This window comes from Sediminibacterium sp. C3 (assembly GCF_000508085.1).
GTDB lineage: Bacteria > Bacteroidota > Bacteroidia > Chitinophagales > Chitinophagaceae > Sediminibacterium.
In genome coordinates this window covers 27,120-45,499 of sequence record NZ_KI669560.1, presented here as the reverse complement: position 1 = coordinate 45,499, position 18,380 = coordinate 27,120, and the positions used below count along the sequence as shown (strand labels likewise).

Below are 18,380 nucleotides of genomic sequence, written 5' to 3'. Positions count from 1 at the left end.
AATTCAGAAAAATGAAAAAGAACCTATTATATATTGTAATGGCTGCAGGGTTGGTTCAACTGACTTCTTGCGCCAAAGATAATTTTGTGAATCCGGTTCCTACCAATGTCATTTCTGATCTTACTGCATTTGACAGCAAGGACAGAATTGAAGGGCAGGTAAGAGCCATATACACATCTATTAAAAATGCCGGCATGTACGGTGGTCGTTACCAGATTTTTAACGATATCCGGGGTGGAGATTTTCAGAACGACAGAACCAACGTAGTAACGGGTTTTGATGTGTGGAACTATACGCCTTCCAACAGTTCTACCAACTCTGTTCAAAACCATTGGTCCAGAGCTTACTATGTAATTAACCTTACTAACGTATTTCTGGATGGAATGGCTGCTAAAGGGACTTCAGTAGTAGGTGCTACACTTTCAAACAATTTTCAAGCAGAAGCTCGTTTATTAAGAGCGATGAGTTATTATTCTTTGCTGCAATTATATGCTCGTCCTTTCTGGGATGGGAATGGCTCTAAGCCGGGTGTTCCTTTGCGTTTAAAAGGAAACACAGGTTCTGATAACTATGCACTGGCAAGAGCAACGGTTGCAGAAGTGTATACACAGATTTTAGCTGATTTAAATTTTGCTGAAACCAATCTGCCATCCAATAATGGTAGTGCATTAAATAATACGATTCGTGCACACAGAAACACTGCTATTGCATTGAAGACAAGAGTTTATTTGAGTATGCGTCGTTATGCTGATGTAATTACAGAGGCTAATAAGATTGTAAGTGCAACAGCACCTTTCACTGCAACTTCTGGCGTGGCACATGCTTTACAGGCAGATATTACCAATGTATTCAAAGCACCTTATACTACAACTGAATCCATTATGTCGATGCCATTCGCTTCCAATGAAACACCAGGTGGTCAAAATCAGTTAGGATATTACTATGGACCTGCTGCGTTTAATGGAGGAAATGGTGAATACTCACTTTTATCAACAGGGATTGTTTCAAATCCAGGATGGAAATCTACTGACAGAAGAAGGGCAATGGTGGGTGTATTTGGTGGCAAGAGCTATTTAACCAAGTATAGTGTACCTTCTATCTTTACCGATTATGCTCCTGTAATCCGTTATGCTGAGGTTTTGTTAAATCTTGCAGAAGCTAGGGCACGTTCTACTAATACTGTTGACGCACAAGCGATTGCTTTGTTAAATGCAGTTCGCGGCCGTTCAGACGCTTCAACCGTATTTGCTGCTGGTGATTTTGCCAACGCTGATGCACTTGCTGATGCTATTTTAACTGAAAGAAGAATTGAACTTTTAGGAGAAGGTTTGGCCGGTACCGATTTAACTAGATTGGGTTTACCATTACCAGCTAAACCAGGGGTTGGATCTATTGCAGCAAATGCTCAGCAATACATCTGGCCTATTTCTTCAAGTGAATTGTTATTAAATCCACTTTGTGTAGACAACTAATTGGGTTATATAGCTAATTAATTGATCCCATTTTTTTAAAGGGCTCGACAATTGTCGGGCCCTTTTTTTGAAAGTTTCCTAAATGTTACGAAGAACAATCAAAAATGTTTTAAAATTTCAGTATTCAGGTTGAAAATTTTATATTAATTAATATTTTAATTCAATTTAATTATATGTTTATCAATTTATTAAAATTAAAAAAAATTTATTATAAATTTCAAAGCCGTTTATCAATTCTAACTTCAACAAACCTTGGCTTTTAAGCTTTCTTTAACTATATTAGCTGTCCAAAACTTAAACACTTAATCATGAGAAAACTAGTCACAGTATTCCTGTGTCTGTTGATCAGCTTGTTTCAATTGCAGGCTCAAAACAGAACCATCACAGGAACAGTAACAGACGAGAGTGGAAAGCCTGTTTCAGGGGCTTCTGTATTGGTGAAAGGCACTAGTACAGGTACACTAACAAAAGAGAATGGAACGTATTCTATTTCTGTTCCTTCTACCGCTACCGCTTTGGTAGTTTCTGGTTTAAACCTTTCTCCCAAAGAAATTAAATTGGGTAAGGGTAATACAGTAAATGTATCACTTAGTTCTACGGTTGAAAACTTAGACGAAGTGGTTGTAACTGGTTATTCCAGAGAAAAGAAAACCCAGTTTGCTGGTGCTGCCGCTGTATTAAGCGGTAAAGTAGTTGAAACTGTCCCAGTTGGTGCGTTTGACCAGGCATTACAGGGACGTGTTCCCGGTATGTTGGTTAACTCAGGATCTGGTCAACCAGGTTCATCTGCATCAGTTACCATCCGTGGTATTCAGTCTATTGCAGGTGCGGGTGCACAGCCATTGTATGTAATTGATGGGGTTCCTTTGCCTGCGTTTGACATGCAGTCAATCAACCCTAACGATTTCGAATCTATTACGGTATTGAAAGATGCAAACTCTGCAGCTTTGTATGGTGCAAGAGGTGGTACAGGTGTAATTGTAATCACAACTAAAAAAGGTAAAAGTGGTCCAACCAATTTTACTTTCAGAAATCAGTACGGTTTTACTCAGGCACCAGATTTCAGCCGTTTGAATTTGATGAACACTGCTGAAATGTTCGCTTATGAAGAAAGACAGCGTTTTGTAAATACACCAGGTTGGACTTACTCTCCAAATAACCCAGCTATTCCTGCTGGTATGACTGCAGCGAGAAAGCAGTTTCTGTATGATAGTATAAAAGCAATTGATTCTTACTGGCCAGACATTTTATACAGAACCGGTGTTTCCAAAACACACGAATTGAATATGTCTGGAGGTAATGAAAAAACCAAGTTCTTTATGTCAGCTGGTATTTTTGATCAGCAGGGTATAGACTTAGGCTCTAGCTTGACTCGTTATACAGTACGTCTGAATGTAGATCATACTGCTGACAAGTTAAGTGTACGTTTCAATAATCAGGTAGGTTACTCAATCTCTAGATTCTCTGAAGGGGAGCAATTGGGAAATAGCCCAAGAAACCCTTTCCAGATGACTTACCGTGCTAAGACTTATGAGAATCCTTTTAGAGCAGATGGTTCAATCATTTTTGGGGCGTCGACTCCATTGGCATTGCGTCAGGTAGGTAACTTATTAGAAGGTATTCAAAACTCTAGAAGAACTACTAACCAAATAAAAATCAATTCTGGTTTAACTGTAGCTTATAAATTATTGCCAAGTTTGACTATTCAGAATACATTTGGTATTGATGTATCAAGCGACCAAAACTCTCGCTATATCAACCCAGCTTCTTATATCGGTTCTTTACAACAGTTCCAGAGCGGTTTAGCTCAGGAAGGTTACAGATTAACCTCTCAAATCATCAACACCAGCAGCTTGGTATTTGCTAAGCGTATTGCCAATGTTCATGAAGTAGAAGCAGGAGCTTATTTTGAAGTAGTTCGCAGCTGGTCTAAAGCGATGGGTCTTACTCTATTTAACTTAGATCCTCGTTTAACGGAAACTGGTCAGGGTGCTGGTGCATTGCCTACTAACGGTGCTGCGACATATCCCCAGAACTCTTCTTCTGCGAAATCCGGATTTGGTATCCGTTCTTATTTTGCAACCGCCAGATATACCTATGATGGTAAATATTCTATCAATGCAAATATCAGAAGAGACGGTACTTCCAGAATTGTAAACGTTTCCAACCGTGAAATCACAACCTGGTCTGCCGGTTTTACATGGAATGCGCTAAAAGAGAAATTTTTAGCTAACCAAAGAATTTTCACTGATTTGAAAGTTCGTGCAAGCTATGGTATCATTCCTAACATTGGATCCATCACAACTGGTTCTTATGGAGTTCCATTGAATGGAGTACCTAACTATCAGGGTCCTCAGGTGCCTACTTTCGGTACAGCTGCTTACGCAGGTTCTGCTGTTGTAGGTATAGTCCCTAATAACCCAGGTAATCCAGACTTGAAGATTGAGAAAATTCAAAAGACAAATATTGGTATCGACTTTGCAGTTTGGCAAAACCGTGCAAGATTTACTGTTGATGTTTACAAAAACAAAACCATTGACTTGTTCGTTAACCAACCTTTGTCTGGTACAACCGGTTTTGGAACATTAGCTATCAATGCAGGTGTTATGACCAACCAGGGTATTGAAGCAACAGCGAATGTTGACGTTATTAAGAAAAGAGATTTCGGTTTCACTTTAGGTGTTAACCACTCTATTAATAAAAACAACATTGAAGATTTGGGTCTTGTAAATGAATATGTAGTAGGTACTTTCATCATTAGAAGAGGTTTACCATACGGTTCTCATTACACGACTAACTATTTAGGTGCAGATCCTGCAACTGGTCGTCCAATGTACGAAGGTCCAACAGGAGCCACTGTTTATTCTGAAGCACAAGCTGGTCGTTTTGCTAAATTCGGTACATACTTGCCAAAGCACCAGGGTGGTTTCAATTTAGATGTACGTTTCAAAGCCATCACTGTTTCTGCATTATTCTCTTATCAGTTTGACGTTACCCGTTACGACAATACTGGTAACTGGATTACCAGAGGTACTTTGGGTTACCATCAGGCGGTTAGAGCTTCCAGAGAGTTGATTGACAATCAGTGGCAAAAACCAGGTGATGTTAAACTTTACCAAAGCTCTGCATATGACAGAGGATTTAACTCATCTGATGTTAAGGATGCTAAATTTTTACGTTTCAGAAATTTGATTGTGTCATATGCAATCCCTACAATCAAAACTGCAAGCGGTACAACAATTGTTAAGAGTGCAAGATTGTATGTTCAAGGTCAAAACCTTGCTATCTGGAGCCCTTGGAAAGGTGTTGATCCAGAAGATAACAACAACATCAGCTTGAACGAATATCCAAATCCAAGAGCTTTCGTTGTTGGTTTAGACATCAACTTCTAATAGATACAATTGAATTTTCTTGAAAGAAAAAAAGAATCAAATGAAAAAAAATAAATTAGTCATCCTTGCTTTTATGGCAGCTTCTTTAGGAGCTTGCCAGAAAGTGATTGATGTAAAAGAAACCGATTTCATTGGTGGAGATATTGCTTTAAAAACGGTAGCCAACAATGAATCAGGAATTATTGGTGCTTATTCGGCTATGAACGTAGAAATGGGCATTCTTTTGAATGCAACTTTTACGGATGAAGTAAAACCAGGTGAATTCTACAATGCAGCTACAACCCATGAGTGGCAATATGGCTCTCAGGACGTGGGATTGCGTGATAACTACACTGCATTTAATTTGTATTACAGGATCATCGACCGTGTGAACCGTGTGTTGGTGGCTTTGCCAAATGCGGTAGCTGCGAATGCAACTGAAGCGGCTTTAAAAGATCGTTTACGCGGTGAAGCATTGTTTTTGCGCGCATTTTGCCATTTTGAATTGTACAGATACTATAGTAATTCAGCTGTAGGTACTGATTTAGCAATGGCTTATATGGAAACCCCTTCTTTGGCTTCTACTGCCAGAATTCAGGTAGCTCCTTATTTTGCTAAATTAAAGGCAGATATTACCGCTGCAAAGCCATTATTGCCAGCCGGTGTTACTGATATTTATCGTGCTACTCGCCCAGCTGCTTCTGCATTACAAGCTAGAATTGCTTTGTATCTAAAAGAGTATAGTGATGCGGTTACATTCTCAACAGAATACATTACAGCACTTCCTTTGGCTACAAGAGCAAACTTCCCTGCAATCTGGACTGATGCAAACAATAGCGAGTTGGCATTTAAATTGAGCCGTACTCCTTCATTGGGTGGAAGAATCGGTTCCTTGTTCCAAGGTACTTCTGCAAACTCAGGTGCGATTTCTCAGACTGCCTGGGTTCCTTCCAGCAAACTTTGGAATTCATACGATCAAGCTAATGATGTACGTTTTACTTCTTATTTCAGAACCGAGCCATTATTGGCTGCTGCTGGTCGTCCTTCTCAGTTGGTTGGAAAGTACCGCGGTACCACTTATGGAACTCCAGGTGAACACGTAGCAGATGCAAAAGTGTTCAGAACTGGAGAAATGTATTTGATTCGTGCAGAAGCAAATGCTGAATTGAACAATTTAGTAGCAGCAACCAACGATTTAAATACATTGCGTGCTGCCCGTATCAATGGTTATACCAATGTTACGCTTGCTACCAAAGATGCGGCTATCACTGCGATTTTGGAAGAGCGTTTTAAAGAATTGCCATTTGAGGGACATCGTTTCTGGGATTTAAAGAGAAGAAACTTACCAGTTTCTCGTTTATTAGCTGATGCGCCAAATGCAAATGCACAGACTTTACCAGCTGGTAATTTCCGTTTCTTGTTACCAATTCCAAATCCTGAGATCAACGCGAATCCTTTGATTCAGCAAAATCCAGGATATACCAACTAATTCTTAATTAGTTATGATAAAAGAGGCCCCGAAATTTTCGGGGCCTCTTTGTTTTAAGTCTAATATGCTGATTATTTTAATAACTCCTCCAAAGTTTTAAACAACTGGTTGCCTCTTAAATCTGATGCGATGATTTTTCCTTCAGGATTAATTAATACATTAAATGGAATCGCATTAAACTGATAGAGATTGGGCATCTCGCTTTCCCATTGTTTCAGGTCACTTATGTGCTTCCAGTTCAACTTGTCCATTTTAATGGCATCCAACCAGGCCTGTTTATCATTGTCCAGTGAAACGCCGAGTATGGTAAAGTTTTTATTCTTAAACTGATTATAAGCGGCTACTACATTTGGGTTTTCCTTTCTGCAAGGGCCACACCAGCTGGCCCAGAAATCAACCAGTACGTATTTACCTTTCAGACTACTTAATGAAAAAGGTTTTCCATCTAGATCTGGCAAAGTGATTTCTGGTGCTTGTTTGCCCAATAAAGCATAAGCAGGAGGTGCTGCTGGTTGCTGTTTGGTACTTGCATCTAGCAGCGCTTTGATTTTATTCAAGCCTGAATGCGATTTATACTTTTCAGCTGATTCATTAACCAATGCTTTTAATTCATCCGGTGTCATGGTTCTGGAAGCCATTCCCAATGCATAATATCTGGCCGCAGGACTTTCACTTTCATTGATGAACTTTCTTACCATACCGTTCATTTCCTTCACTTTGCCATCTCTGTTGGTTTGCAACACTTTTACCAGTGAATCTGAATTGGGTTGAGCTTGCAGGGAATCCAGTTCCATGAATACAGCATACAATGCTGAATCTTTCTTTCTGTAATCTTCAAATAAAGTATGCATAGCCGCTGAAGCAGGGGAATTCTTTACTTCATAAACTCTGTATCTGGTTACATCCAGGTCTACTTCAATTTCATTGTTGTCGTTTACTATCAATACATCGGGGCCATTCTCCAATACCAGTCTGTACAAACCTTCTTCTTTAGCCATTCCTTTTAAACTGAATTTGCCATTTGCAGGCAGGCTGGCGGAATCCAGAATTACAGGTTGATCACCTCCATAGGGAAGTTCTTGTAAATACACTTTAGGCGTAATGGCGTTTTTAATAGTGCCCTTAACGGTAAATTCACCGTATTTTTTTTCCTGGCTACAGGCATTCAGCAGTAGTCCGGCCCCCAAAAAGAGGTAAATAGATTTTTTCATGATGGTATTTTATGCGTTTAATTTTTGTTCGAGTAGTTCTGTAACGATTTTCGGATCAGCTTTTCCTTTGCTCATTTTTTTTACCTCACCAACAAACAAACCGATCAATCCTTTTTTGCCTTTTTGATAAGCCTGTACTTTATCTGGCATCATTTCAATGGCTTTGTTTACCCATTCTTCTAATTCTCCGCTATCGCTGGTTTGAAGAATATTCAGTGTTGTGGCCAGTTCCACTGGGTCTTTTTCGTTATTCAACAATGCTGGCAATAGTTTGGATGCTGCAGCGGAGAAATTAATTTTCCCTGATTCTATTAATTGAATGGTATCAGCCAAACTTTTTGCGCTCAATCCTAATTCATTAATACTTTTCTGTTGTTCGTTTACCAATTGCTTTACAGGTCCTAATATCCAGTTTGCAATCATTTTGTATTGCTGACAATACAGGGCAGTTACTTCAAAAAATTCAGCTATTGATTTTTCTTCGCATAACTGAGTAGCGTCGTACTCGTTTAGTTGGTATTTATTCTGAAAAATCTCAAACCATTCATTGGGAAATAAAGGCAAGCTGTTTTTAATGGATAAAATCTTTTCTTTCGTTAGTATTATAGGGGGTAAATCCGGATCTGGAAAATACCTGTAGTCGTTGGCTTCTTCCTTTTCCCGCATGCTGAAAGTGATATCCTTGTCTGCATCGTAGCTTCTTGTCTCCTGTACAATTTTATTACCTGCTTCTAGTTCCTGAATGATTCTGGTAATTTCGAATTCAATAGCTTTTTTTATATTTCGAATAGAATTCAGGTTCTTGACTTCTACTTTAGTTCCCAGTTGTTCGGCACCTTTTAGTTTTACGGAAATATTGGCATCGCATCTTAAGCTTCCTTCTTCCATATTCCCGTCACAAACGCCAATCCATCTGACCAGTTTTCTGATTTCTGTTACGTATTGCCAGGCTTCTTCTGCAGAATATAAATCCGGCTCTGTAACAATTTCAATTAAAGGTGTGCCGGCACGGTTTAAATCGATACAGGAATGGGAAGCCAGTATATCATGAATACTTTTGCCTGCATCTTCTTCCAGATGAATACGATTCAATTGTACGTTTCTTTGCCCTTCACTTGTTTTGATGAGAACTTTTCCCCCGATGCAGATGGGATGTGTATGTTGTGAAATTTGATAGCCTTTAGGAAGATCCGGATAAAAATAATTTTTCCTTGCAAAAAAACTTTCTTCTGCAATAGTACAGTTACAAGCTAATCCCATTTTGACTGCCATTTCAACTGCTTCCTTGTTCAATTTGGGTAGGCTACCTGGAAATGCAAGTGAAATAGGACTCACCTGGGTATTGGGTGTATTGCCAAACGCAGTGCTGTCTCCGCTGAACAACTTGGATTTAGTTGCCAGTTGTGCATGAATCTCAAGTCCGATGACTGCCTGGTATTTCTCTTGGTAATCCATTATAGCAGAGAATAGATTTGTTGTATCAATGTTGACAGATTAGATGCATCCTGACCACCAGCAGTTGCCAGGGTTTTCTGACCACCGCCACCGCCTTTAATTAAAGGGGTTGCGTATTGTTTTATTAACTGAGGTGCTTCTAATCCTTTTTGTGCAACAACACTATCACTTAATAAAATACAAACAGCTGCTTTACCCGCAATATTGGCGCACAATACAACTACATAATCATCCCCCAGTTCAGCTTTTAAATCGAAGCAGATTTTCTTTAGATGATCAGGGCTGCTTACTTGTAATACTTCTCCAATAAACTGACCATTACCAGAAGGATAGATTTTTATCTTATGTATTAATTCGGTTCTGAGGGATTGCAACTGTTTTGCTTCCAGGCTCTCTATCTTTTTTTCAAGTTCCTGTTTTTCTGCTGCCAGTTTTTCAATTGACTTCAATACATCCTGCGACTTCAGCACGTTGCCAATCTGTTTGATTGTTTCGTTTTGATTAGACAAATAATCAAAAGCAGCTTTTCCGGTTAATGCCTCAATTCTTCTAACACCAGCCGCCACTGCAGATTCTGCTGTTATCTTCATGAGTCCAATCATGCCGGTAGAAGCTACGTGTGTGCCTCCGCAAAGCTCTACTGAATAAGATGGGTCTGCAATCACTACTCTTACTCTATCACCATATTTTTCTCCAAACAATGCCATAGCGCCCAATTGCAAAGCTTCGTCCTTAGACATTTCTTTTATTACTACAGGAATATTTTCTCTGATTTTGACATTTACTATGTTTTCAACTGCGATGATTTCTTCCTCTGTTAATCTGGCAAAATGAGAAAAGTCGAAGCGAAGATTGTCCTGATTTACCAAAGAACCTTTCTGAGCCACATGTGTTCCCAATACCTGTCTTAATGCAGCATGTAACAGGTGGGTAGCTGTGTGGTTATAGCAGGTAAACAATCTTTTCTCTGCATCTACTTCAGCAGTAAATTCTGCAGCAGGATTAGAAGGCAATTGATCTACAAAGTGTACAATCAGGTCATTCTCTTTTTTAGTATTGGTTACAGCGATGGTATCATTACTGAAAATCAGTTTTCCTGTATCACCTACCTGACCACCACTTTCTGCATAAAAAGGAGTGGTATTTAAAACCAATTGGAATTGAGTTTTCCCTTTAGCACTGATCTTTCTGTATCGGGTTATTTTGCTGCTTGTGCTCAATTCATTGTATCCAACAAAGCCTTGTCCTTTTTCGGTTGCTATTTCAATCCAATCTTCTGTATCCAAAGTTGTTGCTGCACGGCTTCTGTTTTTTTGCTCCTGCATTTCTTTTTCAAAACCTTGCTCGTCAATTGACTTATTGTTTTCTGTAGCAATCAATCGGGTAAGGTCAATCGGGAAACCAAATGTATCAAACAATTCAAAAGCAGCTTTGCCGTCAATTACGGATCCGCTGTTTTTTATAATATCATCCATTCTCTTCAGCCCTTTATCTAGTGTCTTAAGAAAAGCATCTTCTTCTTCCTTCACTACTTTGCAAACAAAGTCAAGTTGCTGATGCAATTCCGGGAATACATTTTTAAACTGTTCTGCAATAACTGGAATCAATTGAAATAATAAGGGCTGTTTGTAATTCAGATAAGAATAATAATACCTTACAGCTCTTCTTAAAATTCTTCTGATTACATAACCAGCTCCGGTGTTAGAAGGCAGCTGTCCATCGGCAATGGTAAAACCAATGGCACGAATATGATCGGCAATCACCCTGAAAGCAATGGCTTCCTTAGAATCGGACTGGTCGTAAGTATTTCCGGTTATTTTTTCAATGGCTCTGAATGTTCCGGTGAAAACATCAGTATCGTAGTTGCTCTGTTTGCCCTGAATCACTCTTACCAATCTTTCAAAGCCCATGCCTGTATCTACGTGTTTGGCAGGTAGTTCAATAAGAGAACCATCTTTTAGACGGTTGTACTGAATAAATACATTGTTCCAGATTTCAATCACCTGAGGATGGTCCTTATTTACCAGTTCTCTGCCCGGGATTTTAGCAATCTCTTCTTCTGATCTGCAGTCTACATGTATTTCAGAACAAGGGCCACAGGGACCTGTATCACCCATTTCCCAGAAATTGTCTTTTTTATTTCCGTAAACAATATGATCAGGTGCCACTAATTTCTGCCACTCTGCCAATGCGATAGTAGATGCAGGAATTCCTTCTGCAGCATCTCCCTCAAAAACGGTAACATATAAACGGTCTTTGGGTAGTTTATATACTTCAGTTAATAGTTCCCAGCTCCAGGCAATGGCTTCTGCTTTAAAATAATCTCCAAAACTCCAGTTGCCCAGCATTTCGAACATGGTATGGTGATAGGTATCCACCCCCACTTCTTCCAGATCGTTGTGCTTGCCGCTTACCCGCAAACATTTTTGTGTGTCTGCAATTCTGGGACTGCTGGGTTGGCTGTTTCCCAGAAAATAATCCTTAAACTGATTCATTCCCGCATTGGTAAACAAGAGGGTAGGGTCGTTCTTTACCACAATAGGAGCAGAGGGTACAATCTGATGCTGTTTGGAAGCAAAAAAATCCAGGAATTGCTGGCGAATTTCGGCACTCGTCATGTTGAATTACTTTTTATATGCCATTCAGGCTGTAGAAACTATATTTGTTATTATTTAAAGGGGCAAAGGTACGGATTTAAGGGGCTGAAAACCGATCATGAAAAAGGTAAAATACTACTATAATACGCATAATATGCGCTTTGAGAAGCTAACCACCCCACTCAGGGTCAGGTTGCTTCAGGTATTTGGATATATAGCAGCATCTATTGTTACCGGAATTCTCATTTTCGCCATCACTTTCCGCTACATTGATTCTCCAAAAGAGAAGCTATTAAGGCAGCAAAACGACGACTTAAGGCAGAATTACAAGGTAATGGAGGAGAGAATCAAGCAATTGCAGTTGCAGATGGATGAAATTGCCAACCGGGATAATTATGTCTACCGCTCCATATTTGAATCCAACCCGATACCAGACAGTGCCAGGGTAAAGGAGATGGAGAAAAAGAAAGAAGTGCAATTGGTGCAGAGCATGGGTGAAACAGAATTGGTAACCAGTATGGCGGCCCAGCTGAACAATCTGAGTTTACGAATGGCGTATCAGTTAAAATCGTTCAATGCCATAGAAAATATGGTAAAGAACAAGGAAAAATTAATTGCAGCCATTCCTTCTATTCAGCCAATCAGTAACCGAAACTTAAATAGGGTAGCTTCTGGTTTTGGTTACCGTATTGACCCGATTTATAAAGACAGAAGACTCCATGCAGGTCTCGACTTTACGGCACCAATCGGTACGCCCATTTATGCAGCAGCGGACGGGGTGATTAAAGATGCCGGGTTTAATACCGGCGGTTACGGAAACAGGGTTGTGGTAAATCATGGCTTTGGCTATGAGACCCTGTATGCGCATATGGTCCGCATTAAAGCCAGAGTAGGAGCCCGGGTAAAAAGAGGGGAAGTAATTGGATATGTGGGTTCAACCGGAAAGAGTACGGGACCGCACTTACACTATGAAGTACATAAAAATGGTACACAATTAGACCCTATTTACTTCTTCTATAACGATTTAACACCAGCTCAATTTGATCGCATTCTGAAATTAGCTGCTGCCAGCAACCAAACCTTTGACTAGGAAGAACAAAATCCTTAATCAGTTGTAATACAATAAAAACATTTTGGAACCAGGGGTAAGAGAATATCTGTTACGCATTGTAAATACCATTTCTGTAGGGCTGCTATGGCTGGCTATCAATTCTACAGCTGGCATTATGTATGACCATGCTTTTTTTCACGATAAGATCACTACAGGTAATATTGTTTTCTATTGCTGGTTTTTGATCAGCTTTTTCTTCCTGATGCGTTGGTTAATCAAACTTTGGAGTAAGCCCATTCATTTTGAGCGGTAGACGAAGTTGATATACTAAAAGTATGGCGGAATAAAAATTTGAGCACTTTGATTCTATATACTTTGTTCTAACTGCTATGATCCATAATGATCACCCATTCTCCGTTTATCTTTTTAAATAAGATGGTATAGTGGCCGCTTACATTACCTGCATTGCGTGTTAATTCCCATTTTCCTAAAACCATCCATAGTTGTTTGGCCAATGGCTTTACTTCGAGTAAAGTAAATTGGAGCGTACCCATATAGTCTTTGTTGGGATAGCTTTTTTTATAATTGTTTAGGGTATTGGCAAATCCATAAGTAGGTCCGTTTTTGCCAACAAATAATAGACTGTCGCTTTTCCAGTATCCTTTCATGAAAGCTTCAATGTCTCCGCGGTTCCATGCGGCAGTCTGCTCTGTCAGGATTTTTCTGATTTGTTTTTCCGGACCTGTCTGTGAAAAACAAACAATAGATATACTCAATAGAAGAAGATTGAGCAAGAGCAGTTTCTTTATCATTTTGCTAATTTAGTCAGTAGTAAATTAAGTAACTTTCTTGAATGGAGTATCTGAAACATTTACAAAAGGATAAAAAACTGAAGCCGCTTTTACAATCGGGGCCATTAAAAATATCGAAACGAAAAAATGTCCCCGTTCGGTTGATGGCCAGCATCATGAGTCAGCAATTGAGCACTAAAGTGGCGGCTGTTATTTATCAGCGATTTCTGGATTTGTACAATGGAACCGATCCGGAATTATCAAAAGTGCTGAAGACGCCGGATGAAAAATTACGTGCCATTGGTTTAAGTAACGCGAAAGTGAGTTATGTAAAAAATGTAGCTGCCTTTTGTCTGGAACATGGTATTACAGATAAAACATTGGCCAAAATGGAAAACGAAGCCATTATTGATTTGCTGGTACAGATTAAGGGGGTAGGTAGATGGACGGTAGAAATGTTATTGATGTTTACTTTGGGCCGTGAAGATGTTTTTGCTGTGGATGATTTGGGCATTCAGCAGGCTATGTGCAATATCTATCAGATAGACCCGGCAGATAAAAAGACCATGAAAACAACCATGAAGAACATTTCAGAGAAATGGGCTCCTTACCAAACCTATGCCTGTATGCATTTGTGGAGATGGAAAGACAGTTGATCAGGCAGAATTTCTGGCTGCATTGATAATGCCGAACATGGATCGGGTCACCAATTTTTCGTAGTTGCTTTTTTCTTCTTCAGAAATGGATTCCTTTTTTAATTGATTCAGCGCATATTGTTGTATGGTTAGCAATGGGAGTACAATTTTATCACGCATTAAAATAGAAGCCCTGCCAGTTGCATCTTCTTCCATCAGCATTTGACTGCCGGATAATTCAAGCACCAATGCCTGGGTTAAATCATACTCTTCTTTAATCAGCTTCCAGATTGGTCCATAGGTTTCATCTTCCTGAATATAGGCTGTTAACGGGAAGAATGATTTTAACATACTCATCATGCTGTTGTCTATCAGGGTTCTGAAAAAAGCTACTTCATTAAAAAGGGTTTTCACTTCTTCCCATCTTCCTGTATCCTTCATTTTTTGCATTGCCGTACCAACGCCAAAATATCCGGGAACATTTTGTTTTAACTGACTCCAGCTTCCCACAAAAGGGATGGCCCGGAGATCTTCAAAAACCAACTGATTGGAGCTTCCCCTTTTACCTGGCCTGCTGGCAATATTGGATTTACTGTAATAATTCAGTGGACTGAATTGTTGCATATAGGGTAAAAACTGAGGGTGTTTTTTGAAGGACTGGTAAACTTCATGACTAATTTTTCCAAGCTCTTCCAGTAAGCTTTTGTTTTCTGCCCTGATATCTTTTCTGTTTTCCGAGAAGACCGTATTGCTGATGCCCGCACTCAGTAATTGTTCCAGATTGTATTGGGCAGATTTCAATGTTCCGAAATTGGAAGTGATGGTTTGTCCCTGAATGGTGAGTTGTATTTCTTCGTTTTCAATGGCATTCCCTAGGGATGCATAGAACTTATTGGTTTTGCCACCCCCTCTGGAAGGGGGGCCACCTCTGCCATCAAAGAATTTAACCTTAATGCCATATTTACGGGAGATGCCGGTTAAGTTCTCCTTAGCCTGATAAATACTCCAGTTGGCCTGTAAATAACCTCCGTCTTTGGTGCCGTCACTAAAACCCAGCATAATGGTCTGTGCCTGGTTTCTTGCTTTTAAATGCGATTGATAAACGGGCAGTTCATAAAGCCAGGTCATGATACCTTCGGCATTTTTTAAATCGTCGATGGTCTCAAATAAAGGAACAATATCTATAGATAGCTGTTGTATATTCCATCCGCATAATTTGAATAGCGTATACACTTCTATCATATTCAGTGCCGACTGGCAATTGCTGATAATATATCGATGACAGCCCTGTTCACCATTCAGTTGCTGGATGGAGTGAATGGCAAATATGCTTTCAATAGTGTCCTTTGCAATGGTGCTGGTGGTATCTGTTGTTTCAATCACTTTGTCAATAGACAAAAGTGCCTTGATTTTTTCTTCTTCGCTTAGTAAAGTATAATCATCAGGAAGAATTCCCTTTTTCTGTTGCTTCTTCAGGGATTCATCAATATCTGCAATAACAGCTGTATGAATTCTGCTGTCCTGTCTTATATCCAGTGAAGCAAACCAGGTTCCGAAAATGGTGACTTTGTTAATCAGGCTGTTGATTCTGTTCAGGTAAAGTCCGTGGTGATCAGCAATTACCATTGCTTTAATGGCATTCAGTTTTTCCAGTAATTCTTTCTGCTGCACTCTTCTGCTTTCTTCCGGGCGAAATACATTTTCGTAGAGTTGAGCTTCCAGCTGTGCTACCAGTTGATCAACTCCGGCAAATGTTAATCTTCTTTTGAGTAATCGGATATCTCTGTAATAACAAACGATGATGGCACTTCTAAGAGATTCAGCTACCTGTAAAGTAGTGGCCGCATTCACAAACGGATTTCCGTCTCTGTCGCCACCCGGCCAGAATCCCAATTCAATAAATGGGTTATTGTTTTCTTCGTTCAGAATTTCTTCATGAATAAAATTGTAGATATTCCCGATAGACTTGTAAAGAATATTCTCCAGATACCACATCAGGTTGACGGCTTCATCAAATGGAGTGGGTTGTTTCTTATTGAAAAAAGGAGTGATCCCCAGCTGTTGTATATACAGATTAATGGTTTCAAAATCATTCCTGGCAATGGCTTCCCCTAAATCATGAATAATACCCAGTACATTGCCCGGATAAAACTGTGTGGGATGGGCAGTTAAAACAACCCTAACCTTAAATGATCGTAGTTTTTCTTTTAAGAGCGGCAACTTTCCTTTAAAATAGGCTTCATTGTACAATGCTTTCAGGCTGCCTGTTCCGTTCAGCTGATTCACTGAATCGAATGCTGCATCTTCAATTGCGTCAAAAAGTACCACCTGCCTTTCTATGTATTGAACAAATTTAAAAAGTCGCCCTATTTTATCCTTTTCATCGTCTGCCATAGCATGCCGTTCAAAGAACTGATCTATAATAGCCATGGGGCTTTTCCCTTGCTGGTAACCATCTACACAGGCTTGCAATAAAATGGGAAGTAAGGCCCCTACATTGGCGATTCCTGAAAAGGGAAGGGCTGCAAACAAGCTATTATAGATAGTGTATTTGTCTGTAACATTCTGTCTGAAAGACTGTATGGCTTTTTTTGAGTTCATATTGATTCAACTGAATATACAAATTTTTTTCAGCCCATTAAACCCATGCCGCCAATTTTTATCTAACTTAAAATACAATTGTAAAAGTTTGAACCAGGATACAGCGTTGGTGAAGCGGTTAAAAATCCCTTCTGAAAAAGATTCGGCATTCACGGAGTTGGTAAAGAAATACCAGGAAAAATTATATTGGCATATCCGCCGCATTGTGGTAGATCATGATGATGTGAACGATGTATTGCAGAACAGTTTTATTAAGGTGTGGAATGCCCTTGATAATTTCAGAGAAGACAGTCAGTTGTATACCTGGTTATATAGAATTGCAACCAACGAAAGCCTTAGCTTTCTGGCACAAAAAAATAGAAAACAGGCAGACTCTTTTGATGATATTTCAGAAACCTATAGTAACCAGGTTAAAGCGGATCCCAACTTTGATGCCAATCAGTTAGAGTGGAAATTGCAACTGGCCATTCAGCAACTTCCAGAGAAACAAAAACTGGTATTCGGACTAAGATATTTCGATGAAATGAGCTATGAGCAAATGAGTAAGATCCTTGATACAAGTGAAGGAGCGCTAAAAGCCAGTTATCATCATGCGGCTAAAAAAATTGAAGAATTTATTAAAACAAATTAAACCAGTTGCCCGGCAATTGGTCATATATAAAGAACATGGAAAATAAAAAAGACATAGCACATGAACTGGAGGAGATTGCTCCTCTCTTGAACAGGATCAATAAGAAGCCTGTTCAAACAGTACCTGCGGGCTATTTTGAGCAGTTGAATTTTCAAAAGCCTTTAACCGCAGCACCTGTGGTGAGCATGAAAAAAGCGACAAGCTGGTATCGTTGGGCAGCAGCAGCTGTTGTTACCGCTATTTTGGTTTTGGGGGATTGCAACTGATGAACGCATCACAAAAGCCACTGGAAAGCGAAGTGGGTATGAATTATGCGGAATTGACTTCTCTGAATGTTACAGACTGGGTGCAACAAATGCCCAATGAATCAATAGATGAATACCTGCAATCTGCCAATGCATTGGCAGGGTCGGAGAATAGTTTACACCACTACACGGTAGATGGGGTAACCGGAACAACTGTGGATGAGATATCAGATGAGGAACTGCAGCTTTATCTGAATGATTAAATGAAAATTTTAAAAAAAAGTAAAATGAAAAAGATTCTTTTCTTGATGGTAATGAGTGTGGCCGTTGCTGCACATGCACAGGAACCCCCTCCTCCTGGTAAAATGGATAGAATGCCAGGTGCACCTGGTGAACCCAGAGGACCCAGACCACCGCATGTAGAAGCCTTGAAAGTGGCTTTTATAACCCAGAAACTCAATTTAACAGCCGAAGAAGCACAGAAATTCTGGCCCGTTCATAATAGCTATATGGCGGAACTCAAAAAAGCCAGAGAAGCTAATAAGGATGCAGAACTGGCTTTTGAAGAACAAGCGCTTTCTATTAGAAAGAAGTACAATAACGACTTCAAAAAAGTATTGAACAGCGAAGAAAGAGTAAATACTGTTTTTAAGTTAGACCGAAACTTCAACGACATGATGCGCCAGGAAATGATGCGTCGTGGAATGCCCCCACAAGGTCCGGATCAAAAACCAGACAGACCTGCCATGCGTAAGAGAATCATGGAGCGCAATCAGCGGGATACAACCCTAAGGAAAAATTAGGCGGAAAGTATATTGTAAGTCTTTAGAC

Annotated in this window: 15 protein-coding genes; 10 read left to right on the top strand and 5 right to left on the bottom strand. The window is 39.7% G+C overall.

Annotated features, from left to right (window positions below; all coding sequences use genetic code 11):
• Positions 1-11: 11 nt before the first annotated feature.
• The 3 genes from F777_RS0100225 (at position 12) to F777_RS0100215 (ending at position 6,332) form a co-directional block, all read left to right on the top strand.
• Positions 12-1,472, top strand: a complete 1,461-nt coding sequence (locus tag F777_RS0100225) for a RagB/SusD family nutrient uptake outer membrane protein (RefSeq protein WP_026750278.1) — start codon at positions 12-14, stop codon at positions 1,470-1,472.
• 308 nt (positions 1,473-1,780) lie between these two features.
• On the top strand, positions 1,781-4,864 hold the full coding sequence (locus tag F777_RS0100220) for a SusC/RagA family TonB-linked outer membrane protein (RefSeq protein WP_026750277.1): 3,084 nt from the start codon (positions 1,781-1,783) through the stop codon (positions 4,862-4,864).
• Between the two features lie 40 nt (positions 4,865-4,904).
• Entirely contained in the window at positions 4,905-6,332 is a 1,428-nt protein-coding gene (locus F777_RS0100215) for a RagB/SusD family nutrient uptake outer membrane protein (protein WP_037368963.1), read from the top strand.
• A gap of 71 nt (positions 6,333-6,403) precedes the next feature.
• Here F777_RS0100215 and F777_RS15125 read toward each other — a convergent pair whose 3' ends face one another.
• From F777_RS15125 to alaS, 3 genes are read right to left on the bottom strand one after another with little or no spacing between them, the layout of a single operon-like run.
• Complete coding sequence (locus F777_RS15125) at positions 6,404-7,543, bottom strand: TlpA disulfide reductase family protein (protein ID WP_051408323.1); 1,140 nt, start codon at positions 7,541-7,543, stop codon at positions 6,404-6,406.
• Positions 7,544-7,552: 9 nt separating this feature from the next.
• Complete coding sequence (gatB, locus tag F777_RS0100205; protein WP_026750275.1) at positions 7,553-8,998, bottom strand: Asp-tRNA(Asn)/Glu-tRNA(Gln) amidotransferase subunit GatB; 1,446 nt, start codon at positions 8,996-8,998, stop codon at positions 7,553-7,555.
• Positions 8,998-11,616, bottom strand: a complete 2,619-nt coding sequence (alaS, locus tag F777_RS0100200) for an alanine--tRNA ligase (protein ID WP_026750274.1) — start codon at positions 11,614-11,616, stop codon at positions 8,998-9,000. Before alaS ends, gatB begins: the two co-directional genes overlap by 1 nt.
• A 97-nt stretch (positions 11,617-11,713) precedes the next feature.
• On the opposite strand from alaS, the gene F777_RS0100195 reads away from it, so the two are divergent.
• Together F777_RS0100195 and F777_RS0100190 are read left to right on the top strand one after the other, a co-directional pair.
• Positions 11,714-12,685: a M23 family metallopeptidase gene (locus F777_RS0100195; RefSeq protein ID WP_026750273.1), complete on the top strand. Its 972-nt coding sequence runs from the start codon at positions 11,714-11,716 to the stop codon at positions 12,683-12,685.
• A 43-nt stretch (positions 12,686-12,728) separates the two neighbouring features.
• Complete coding sequence (locus F777_RS0100190; protein ID WP_026750272.1) at positions 12,729-12,959, top strand: hypothetical protein; 231 nt, start codon at positions 12,729-12,731, stop codon at positions 12,957-12,959.
• 67 nt (positions 12,960-13,026) lie between these two features.
• Here F777_RS0100190 and F777_RS0100185 read toward each other — a convergent pair whose 3' ends face one another.
• Positions 13,027-13,458, bottom strand: a complete 432-nt coding sequence (locus F777_RS0100185) for a YybH family protein (protein WP_037368960.1) — start codon at positions 13,456-13,458, stop codon at positions 13,027-13,029.
• 41 nt (positions 13,459-13,499) lie between these two features.
• On the opposite strand from F777_RS0100185, the gene F777_RS0100180 reads away from it, so the two are divergent.
• Positions 13,500-14,093, top strand: coding sequence for a DNA-3-methyladenine glycosylase family protein (locus F777_RS0100180; protein WP_026750270.1), 594 nt, complete (start codon positions 13,500-13,502; stop codon positions 14,091-14,093).
• Here the strand turns inward: F777_RS0100180 and F777_RS0100175 are convergent, their stop codons facing one another.
• Positions 14,094-16,673 carry a phosphoenolpyruvate carboxylase gene (locus F777_RS0100175; RefSeq protein ID WP_026750269.1) on the bottom strand — a complete coding sequence of 860 codons (2,580 nt, stop codon included), beginning with the start codon at positions 16,671-16,673 and terminating at the stop codon, positions 14,094-14,096.
• Between the two features lie 88 nt (positions 16,674-16,761).
• Between F777_RS0100175 and F777_RS0100170 the strand changes: the two genes are divergently transcribed.
• The 4 genes from F777_RS0100170 to F777_RS0100155 are packed head-to-tail and all read left to right on the top strand — an operon-like array spanning position 16,762 to position 18,352.
• Complete coding sequence (locus tag F777_RS0100170; RefSeq protein ID WP_037369605.1) at positions 16,762-17,304, top strand: RNA polymerase sigma factor; 543 nt, start codon at positions 16,762-16,764, stop codon at positions 17,302-17,304.
• A 35-nt stretch (positions 17,305-17,339) separates the two neighbouring features.
• A complete protein-coding gene (locus tag F777_RS0100165) occupies positions 17,340-17,570 on the top strand; it encodes a hypothetical protein (protein WP_026750267.1) in 231 nt (76 codons plus the stop codon).
• Positions 17,570-17,812, top strand: coding sequence for a hypothetical protein (locus tag F777_RS0100160; protein ID WP_026750266.1), 243 nt, complete (start codon positions 17,570-17,572; stop codon positions 17,810-17,812). Before F777_RS0100165 ends, F777_RS0100160 begins: the two co-directional genes overlap by 1 nt.
• 24 nt (positions 17,813-17,836) lie before the next feature.
• On the top strand, positions 17,837-18,352 hold the full coding sequence (locus tag F777_RS0100155) for a hypothetical protein (protein ID WP_152530816.1): 516 nt from the start codon (positions 17,837-17,839) through the stop codon (positions 18,350-18,352).
• Positions 18,353-18,380 lie beyond the last annotated feature (28 nt).

Excerpts from the sequence above, each read along its gene's own strand:
- F777_RS0100225 (WP_026750278.1), top strand. The coding sequence starts at position 12 with ATGAAAAAGAACCTATTATATATTGTAATGGCTGCAGGGTTGGTTCAA.
- F777_RS0100220 (WP_026750277.1), top strand. The coding sequence starts at position 1,781 with ATGAGAAAACTAGTCACAGTATTCCTGTGTCTGTTGATCAGCTTGTTT.
- F777_RS0100215 (WP_037368963.1), top strand. The coding sequence starts at position 4,905 with ATGAAAAAAAATAAATTAGTCATCCTTGCTTTTATGGCAGCTTCTTTA.
- F777_RS15125 (WP_051408323.1), bottom strand. The coding sequence starts at position 7,543 with ATGAAAAAATCTATTTACCTCTTTTTGGGGGCCGGACTACTGCTGAAT.
- gatB (WP_026750275.1), bottom strand. The coding sequence starts at position 8,998 with ATGGATTACCAAGAGAAATACCAGGCAGTCATCGGACTTGAGATTCAT.
- alaS (WP_026750274.1), bottom strand. The coding sequence starts at position 11,616 with ATGACGAGTGCCGAAATTCGCCAGCAATTCCTGGATTTTTTTGCTTCC.
- F777_RS0100195 (WP_026750273.1), top strand. The coding sequence starts at position 11,714 with ATGAAAAAGGTAAAATACTACTATAATACGCATAATATGCGCTTTGAG.
- F777_RS0100185 (WP_037368960.1), bottom strand. The coding sequence starts at position 13,458 with ATGATAAAGAAACTGCTCTTGCTCAATCTTCTTCTATTGAGTATATCT.
- F777_RS0100180 (WP_026750270.1), top strand. The coding sequence starts at position 13,500 with ATGGAGTATCTGAAACATTTACAAAAGGATAAAAAACTGAAGCCGCTT.
- F777_RS0100175 (WP_026750269.1), bottom strand. The coding sequence starts at position 16,673 with ATGAACTCAAAAAAAGCCATACAGTCTTTCAGACAGAATGTTACAGAC.
- F777_RS0100165 (WP_026750267.1), top strand. The coding sequence starts at position 17,340 with ATGGAAAATAAAAAAGACATAGCACATGAACTGGAGGAGATTGCTCCT.
- F777_RS0100160 (WP_026750266.1), top strand. The coding sequence starts at position 17,570 with ATGAACGCATCACAAAAGCCACTGGAAAGCGAAGTGGGTATGAATTAT.
- F777_RS0100155 (WP_152530816.1), top strand. The coding sequence starts at position 17,837 with ATGAAAAAGATTCTTTTCTTGATGGTAATGAGTGTGGCCGTTGCTGCA.